This is a genomic window from Microcoleus sp. Pol12B4, assembly GCF_036701385.1.
GTDB lineage: Bacteria > Cyanobacteriota > Cyanobacteriia > Cyanobacteriales > Microcoleaceae > Microcoleus.
The window spans coordinates 1-7,290 of sequence record NZ_JAUBQR010000281.1; the positions used below are offsets into that span (position 1 = coordinate 1).

Annotated in this window: 6 protein-coding genes; 1 reads left to right on the forward strand and 5 read right to left on the reverse strand. The window is 48.3% G+C overall.

Going from position 1 to position 7,290, the window contains the following annotated elements:
* Window positions 1–108 precede the first annotated feature (108 nt).
* A complete protein-coding gene (locus tag QUA38_RS26135) occupies window positions 109–1,836 on the reverse strand; it encodes a pseudouridine synthase (protein ID WP_333167061.1) in 1,728 nt (575 codons plus the stop codon).
* A 372-nt stretch (window positions 1,837–2,208) separates the two neighbouring features.
* On the opposite strand from QUA38_RS26135, the gene QUA38_RS26140 reads away from it, so the two are divergent.
* Window positions 2,209–3,891 (forward strand): tetratricopeptide repeat protein, encoded by a 1,683-nt coding sequence (locus QUA38_RS26140; protein ID WP_333167063.1) that lies wholly within the window; start codon window positions 2,209–2,211, stop codon window positions 3,889–3,891.
* A 280-nt stretch (window positions 3,892–4,171) separates the two neighbouring features.
* Here the strand turns inward: QUA38_RS26140 and QUA38_RS29515 are convergent, their stop codons facing one another.
* The 4 genes from QUA38_RS29515 to QUA38_RS26155 form a co-directional block, all read right to left on the reverse strand.
* Entirely contained in the window at window positions 4,172–4,324 is a 153-nt protein-coding gene (locus QUA38_RS29515) for a transposase (RefSeq protein ID WP_445305108.1), read from the reverse strand.
* Between the two features lie 205 nt (window positions 4,325–4,529).
* Window positions 4,530–5,594 (reverse strand): aldo/keto reductase, encoded by a 1,065-nt coding sequence (locus tag QUA38_RS26145; RefSeq protein ID WP_333167065.1) that lies wholly within the window; start codon window positions 5,592–5,594, stop codon window positions 4,530–4,532.
* 157 nt (window positions 5,595–5,751) lie between these two features.
* Window positions 5,752–6,588, reverse strand: a complete 837-nt coding sequence (locus QUA38_RS26150; RefSeq protein WP_333167068.1) for an MBL fold metallo-hydrolase — start codon at window positions 6,586–6,588, stop codon at window positions 5,752–5,754.
* Window positions 6,589–6,807: 219 nt separating this feature from the next.
* Window positions 6,808–7,290, reverse strand: a 483-nt coding sequence (locus QUA38_RS26155; RefSeq protein ID WP_333167069.1) for an SDR family NAD(P)-dependent oxidoreductase, incomplete at its 5' end; no start/stop codon positions are given.

Consider the following 7,290-nt stretch of genomic DNA (forward strand, 5'->3'; position numbering starts at 1 on the left):
CATATATTTGGCTGCCCAATGAATTTTTTATGCCTCAGTTTCTAACTGAGCCAGCTTTTCTTAGTCTAAACTCCAGCAACTATCCTTCGTTGCCCGATCGCCCGGAGTTCAAAATGGTGTTTCTGCCTGTAAGTACAGCTTTTCTCCCAACTGCGGATGCTCAAACGAAAGTTCCCGCGCGTGCAAGTGTAGCCGATTCGCAGCAGCCCGACATCCGTAAAGCCGATCGCCCAAAATCGGTATCCCCAACCCTCGAACATCCGCTGCGTGAACCCTCAATTGATGCGTGCGCCCCGTCAGTGGCAAAAACTCGACGCGATCGCAATTTCCCTCCCTTGCTATTACCTGAAAGCGAGTAACACTGGGTTTTCCGCCCTCCCAATTGACTTGCTGGTAAGGGCGATTTTCTGGATCGCCCCAAAGTGGGAGTTCGATCGTCCCCGCATCAATTTTTACAGTACCCGAAAGCACCGCTTCATAAACTTTGTGAACCTGCTTTTTTGCAAATTGCTGCCTGAGTTGAATGCTAGTTTCTTTGTCCCGCGCCAATAGCAAAATCCCAGATGTTTCTCCATCTAAACGATGCACGACTGTCAAATTACAACTATCCGGTAACAAGTTACGCAAACGACTGAAAACACTATCTTGATTTTCCATATAACGACCTGGGACTGACAGCAAGCCAGAGGGTTTATTGACCGCAATCAACCACTTGTCTTCATAAATAATCGGTAGCATTTGCGTAACGGGTAAGATGCCCGTTACATAAGAAAAATTATTCCTTGTGCGGTGGGCTTCTAGCCCGCCCGTAAAACCCTCATCCATATTAGAAACAATCGGATTTTGAGCCAATCCTGACAGCAAAAAACCCATCAACGGCTGACACCGATCGCCACAAGCACCATAAAATTCTCCCTGTATCTTATCGCCCGATGGCGGCCCCCACCAAAACTCAGCCATTGCCAGCGGTTTCAGATTGTGTACTGCCGCACAGTGGAGCAATTTTGGCGCGCAACAGTCGCCGGTGCCAGTGGGAATAGAATTGGTTGGCATCAATGAAGAGATCGATCGCGATTTTCCCAAAAAATTCACCAGAGTGTAAGCTGCGTGCATTTGCGTCTGAAGTTCGCGGGAAAGTTCTTTTCGCCGCTGTTTCAGCGCCCGCATCCGCCGATCCGCAGCTTCAATTAATTGTTTTAGCGGCTGCAATGTTTCATCCCGCTGCCGTTTTAATTGCCTGCGTTCAATTTTCTCCAAACGGCTTTCTTGATTCAGTTGTTCCAGGGCAATTTCTAGTTTTTCGGGGGCCAGAGTTTGACACAGTAACTGACGTTTTTCATCTCGCTGCTGCTTGCAATTGCGGTGCCGATCGCTCAAAACTTGCATTTGCACTTCAAACTCCCGAAATAAGGCTGCATACTCTTCTCGCTGCGGAAGTTGATTCAAGGCAATAAGTTCCTGTTTCATCGCCTCTAATTGAGTTAAGGTGCGGGCTTCCTCGAAAGCAACACGATCTCGTCCCGGAATCGGTGGCACCCACCCCTCAACAATGCTGCAACCGTTCAGCAGCCCGGAAAATGCTTTGAGTATCCCCTGTTCCCCCGAAGGCATCTCCACCAGTAATATGCCGTACATCTTCCCTTCCCGATCGTAGGAATCGTCAGTCGCCAGGTACTGCATCAAACCCCGCGCGAGATCCTCGGACATTCGAGTGCGCGGCAGTCTCAGCAGCTCGCCACTTTGAGGACAACGGCCTTCGTACCAATAATTCGGGCGCGAGTCGATCGACTCCCAATGACAGTCCATAAAATCTAAAAGCGCGTGCAACTGTAGCATATTAAATTTGGTTTGAAACCTGAATTAGGACATTATGTGCTTGTGTCCTGACCCCGCCCAGAAACGGATACAAGTTTCAGACACTCGTCGTGGAGAGATCAAAATTTTAGACTCTGGTTCAAGCTCCCAGATTCATTTGTGGAGTCAATCGAAAATCGAAAATCGAAAATCGACTGACCGTATGTTACAGCGGTGTACCGACAGTGGGAATGGTGCATAATTTTATACCTACTCGAATTAAGTAAAAATGATGTGTCGCACCAAGCCTGATATGCTAAATTTGTTTCAAAACAGCAGCGATATTAAGAAAAGCATAAGTTAATATATAAGACCGCAAGCTTGTTATCCACTAAATTTTTATGTGAAAGGCGTATGCCAGACCTCTCGACTTCGGCTACAGAAAACTCCTCAAACCCCCAGCCAGCGCTGCTGCCGCCGATTTTAAGAATTTTTGCAGCATTTCCCGATTACGATCGGGGCAATAGATTGTACGCCGCAGGAAGGTACGAAGCGGCAGTCATTTGCTACGGAAAAGCCGTTCAAATTAAGCCGGACTGGGCCAGGGCATGGCTGAATCTGGGCAAAGCTTACAAGCAACTGCACTCCTACGCAGAAACCGTAGCCTGCGCCGACCGAGCTACAGCAATTAATCCCGAAGAATACTGGGCTTGGATGCTCCGCGGCACAGGGCTGTTAAGTTTGCAAAATCACTCAGAAGCGATCGCGGCTTTCGACACGGCAATTCAAATCAATTCAGAAAAGCACGAAGCTTGGTATCAGCGAGGCCGAGTTTTAGAGGAATTGCAGCAGTGGGATGCAGCCGCAACCTGTTACAAAAAAGCAACCCAACTTCATCCGAATTTGCCTGCCATGTGGTATCGGCAAGGCAACGTGTTGGTTCAAGCGGAGCGCTATCCTGAAGCCGTGGCCGCTTTCGAGCGCGCGCTGAAACTCGTCCCGACTAATTGGGAAGCTTGGCTGAACCGAGGTTTGGCTTTGATGAAAGCCGAACGCTACGCTGAAGCTGTAACTTCTTACGATCGCGCCATTCAACTGCAACCACAAAATACTCTGGCTTGGTTCAATCGGGGCATTGCTTCAGCAAAATTGCACAAATATGCAGAGGCGGTGACAGCTTACGATCGCGTACTGCAAATGCAACCCAACGACTGCGAAGCTTGGTTTTATAAAGGAATGGCCCTCAAACACCAGTGGGCCGACGCGGCAATTGCTTGTTTCGATCGGGCAATTCAAATTAATTCTTTTTATCCCGAAGCATGGATCGGGCGCGGTCAAACACTTTCAGAAGCGAGAGATTTTGAAGGGGCGATCGCTGCTTTTGACCAAGCCGTTCAAATTAATCCGAATTTTCCCGAAGCTTGGCTGGGTAGAGGCATCGCCCTGGCCGGATTGGAACGCTACAAAGAGGCAATTATCGCTTACAGTAATGCCCTACAAATTGAAGGTAATTTTCTAGAAGCTTGGAACTTGCGAGGCGAAGCCCTGGAAAAATTACAGCAATATGAAGAAGCGATCGCCTGTTTTGATAAAGTAATCTCTCTGACTTCAGAAGCAGAAATTACATCAAAAGTAGGGTTGCAGCAAGGCGCAGCGCTGGAAAAATTGCAGCGTTACGAAGAAGCCGTCGCAGCTTACAACCGCGTACTAAAAATCGTGCCAGACAATTTTGAAGCTTGGTTGCAACGCGGCAACGCTTTGTCAAAATTGCAACAGTACGAACAAGCTCTAACATCATACGATCGAGCAATTACTGTCTGGCCGGATAACTATCAAGGCTGGGTACAGCGAGCTCTGATTCTAGGGGAAATGCAGAACTATTCCCAAGCACTCGTCGCTTTTGACCAAGTGATTCAACTCAAGCCAGACAACTGGGAAGCTTGGGCGCAGCGGGGCGACGTTTTGCAAAAATTGCAGCGAACTCAAGATGCCATGAGCTCTTACGGAGTCGCCCTAGAAATCAAACCCGATTACTACGAAGCTCTAGTGAGTCGAGAAGAATTGAGATTGAAAGACGCGATGTCAGGAAAGCGGTAAGGGGAAATTGACGAATAGTTTTGAGTTTTGAAATTGCTTTCTTCCTCGTAATACCGCGCTGGGGTAAAGTTTGAACTATTTAACTTAAAACTAAAAACTTTTCGTTTTCTCTCTCCCTCTGCGTTCTCTGCGGCTTCTGCGGTTCATAAAAAATCTAATTCCCACAACAATTAGTATTGCTATATCCGGCAAAAGATCAGCTCAAAATAATGATATCATGTCCGTTAAAATAACCTTGAGCAAGTTGAAAACCTACATAAAAAAGCTTGAGTTGTTACCACTAATATTCAATAAAATTAAAATTGGGTGAATAAGGTGATTGGTAAAGAACACTAGCGCCGACCGATTGAATCAATGGTTCAATCGAAGCCACTTGGTGAGCTGGGACATTTTCCATGAAAACAACTGCACGCTTTTTACTTTCTTTACCAATTTCCTTTACAGTGTTGTGAAATTCTCAGGTTTTGAAAAAAATCCACCCATTTAGCCGTTAAAGAGGCTCACCCAGCCTGCTTAACCTAGCTGCCTAGAAACAATCCAAAAAAGCCGGATACAACCTCTCCTATAGGTTTTCTGAGTTATGTAAAGAAATAATTTCTGCCTCATCTTAGATTTGCTTATGAATAATACAAAACTGCTTATCCTAGCCACGATGGGTTCATGGCGGTACTATCAAATTGGTTGGTAGTTTTATACAGTTCGTATTGCCCTTTTGCAGCCGCCTCGCGAGTCCGATTCAGCATTGCTGCCACTTGTGCTCGATCCATCGGCTTAAACGTGCGAGCGGCCTCAAACGCTTGATCGAGGAGTTGCATACTATCAATGCCAGTAATCACGACTGAAGTAGGCAGATTCATCGCATAGTGGAGACATTCGATCGGGCTTACTGTATTACTTCTAAGCACGTAGGGGTCGCCCATAGATTTCATCCCCAATACACCTATTTGGTTCTTCACCAGCACTGGCAGAACTTGTTGCTCAAAACTTCTAAAATGAGCGTCCATCACGTTCAGCGGCATCTGTACCGCGTCAAAACGGAAATTGTTTTGAGCGGCAATTTCCATCACTCGCAGGTGAACCAAAGGGTCTTTGTGCCCTGTAAACCCGATGTAGCGAATCTTGCCCGCTTTCTGCGCTTCTACTACGGCCTCCATAGCCCCGCCGGGAGCAAAAATGCGATCGGGGTCTTCCATCCGAATAATTTCGTGATGCTGCATCAGGTCAATGCGATCGGTCTGCAACGCCTTCAGTGACTCGTCAATCTGCATCGCGGCCGCGCCCTTGGTGCGGCCGTCAATCTTGGTCATCAGAAACACCTTTTGCCGGTAGCCATCCTTGAGCGCTGCACCCATCCAGCGGTGGCTGCGTCCGTTGTGATAGTCCCAGGAATTGTCCATGAAATTGATGCCGCGGTCGATCGCACTGCGAATGAGCTTAATAGCTTCTTGCTCCTCTCGAAGGCGTCCGATATGGTGTCCCCCCAAGCCAATTGCAGACACTTGCTCTCCTGTGCGTCCCAGCGTCCTGTAACTCATCTCGCCGCTTTGGGTTTGAGCTTGGGCTACTTCATGTTTAACATCTACTTGAGTCAGTTCATCTTGAGCTAACACGGGTTTCAACAACCCTTCGGAAGCAGCCAGCCCTGCTGCAACCAAACCCGAAGCAGAAGTTACCTTTAACAACTTGCGTCTGCTGATATTCATCAATGCCTCCTTCAAAAAACTACTAGGACTCACTCACCGCTTCGCTGCACTAAAGAGTTTTGAATTTAAGATGTCTCAAAATCCAGAGCGCAGTAGGGCTGCAACTTCCCCAACTGCCTACTTTGCCTAATCAATAGTAATGATGAAATTTCTAGTTTTAAGAGTTCCTAGGCCCGTCAACGAAGGCTTTGAACTCAATAGCATCGTGACTGCAAAACAGGCGCACATCTTTACTGTGCTGCACCGATAATTCGTGCAGCCGACCTTGATTGAGCAACCTAGCCTTGCGATCGACCTCCATCATCCATTGGTAGGCGCGCAGACCGGGCGTGCAGCGTCGGTTAGCTGCATCCATCTCGTGTCGGTAGAAATAGGCATCGCCGGCGTGCAGAAGCCAGCCATCGGGTGTATCAATGGCAATGCCAGCATGACCGCGTGTGTGCCCCACCAACGGGATTAGCAAAATTTCCGGTGGCAACCCGTCGAGGTCGCGGACTGCTTCAAAACCGAACCAAGGTTCGCCACCCGCCGAATAGTATTTCCAGCGTTTGACTTCATCCCACTGCCCCGGACGATAGCGCCTTTTTGTGATGAAACCGTGCCGATCCTGTGCGGCATCGATTTCAGCCTGCATGACGTGTACCGTGGCTTCAGGGAAATCCTCTAGACCACCGGCATGATCGAAATCGAGGTGGGTTAGCGCAATATGGCGCACATCGCTTGGTGAAAATCCGAGCTGTTCAATTTGATGGATTGCCGTGTACTTGCGATCGAACTGGATGTTATTAAAATGGACGAAAAACGGGCTGAGCCGGGAGTAAGGGGACTCGATATCCCGCAATCCGAAGCCGGTATCAATCAGAACCAGCCCCTGATTCGTTTCAACCAGCAGACAGTGGCAGACGAGGTGAGCCGTCAAGCCACGACTGAAGCCATCGAAAAGCGCCCCTCCAATGGGACACATACAGCCACAATTGAGATGATGAATTTGCATAAATGTGCTGCACTAAATTACTTAGGCGAGAACCATTTATTCCTCAGTTCGTATCCAAGGCCGATGCTGCATAATGCCATCGATGAACGCCTGAGAAAACTGTGCTAAATCGTCACTACTGGGAGAAGTAAACACGCTTTTATCGGCTGCTATCTTGCCATTATCTACGATATTTACTTTCTTTAAATCTGCACATAAAAATAGTAAGACGGGGGCGAATTATTTGTTAGCAGAACCCGGTTCAGTAAGCTGGCGGTGCATTTCGGCATTAACGGTATCAGGCAAAACCTTGCTTGCGCTGGCTAGAATCTTTGTCTTGACTGAACCGGCAATGATGTTGTCCTTACCTGCCATCAAGGCTTCAAATCCCTGCTTGGCAACCTCGGCTGGATCGTCTTTCTTGTCGGCGCCCGCCTTTGTGTCGTCCATCCCAGCGCGGTGGAAGAAGTTGGTATCGGTGGGGCCGGGCATGAGCGAGGTGACAGTTACACCTGTATCTTTTAACTCATTGCGGAGTCCTTCGGAAAACGAGTGGATAAAGGCTTTGGATGCCGCGTAGACTGCCTCGAATGGCCCCGGCATTAGGGCGGCAATGGAGGAAGTGAATAGAATCCGTCCCTGGCCGCGATCGACCATATCCTTAACTACCCGTTTAGCCAAATGCACAGACGAGACAACGTTGAGGTTAATCAGATTTAGTTC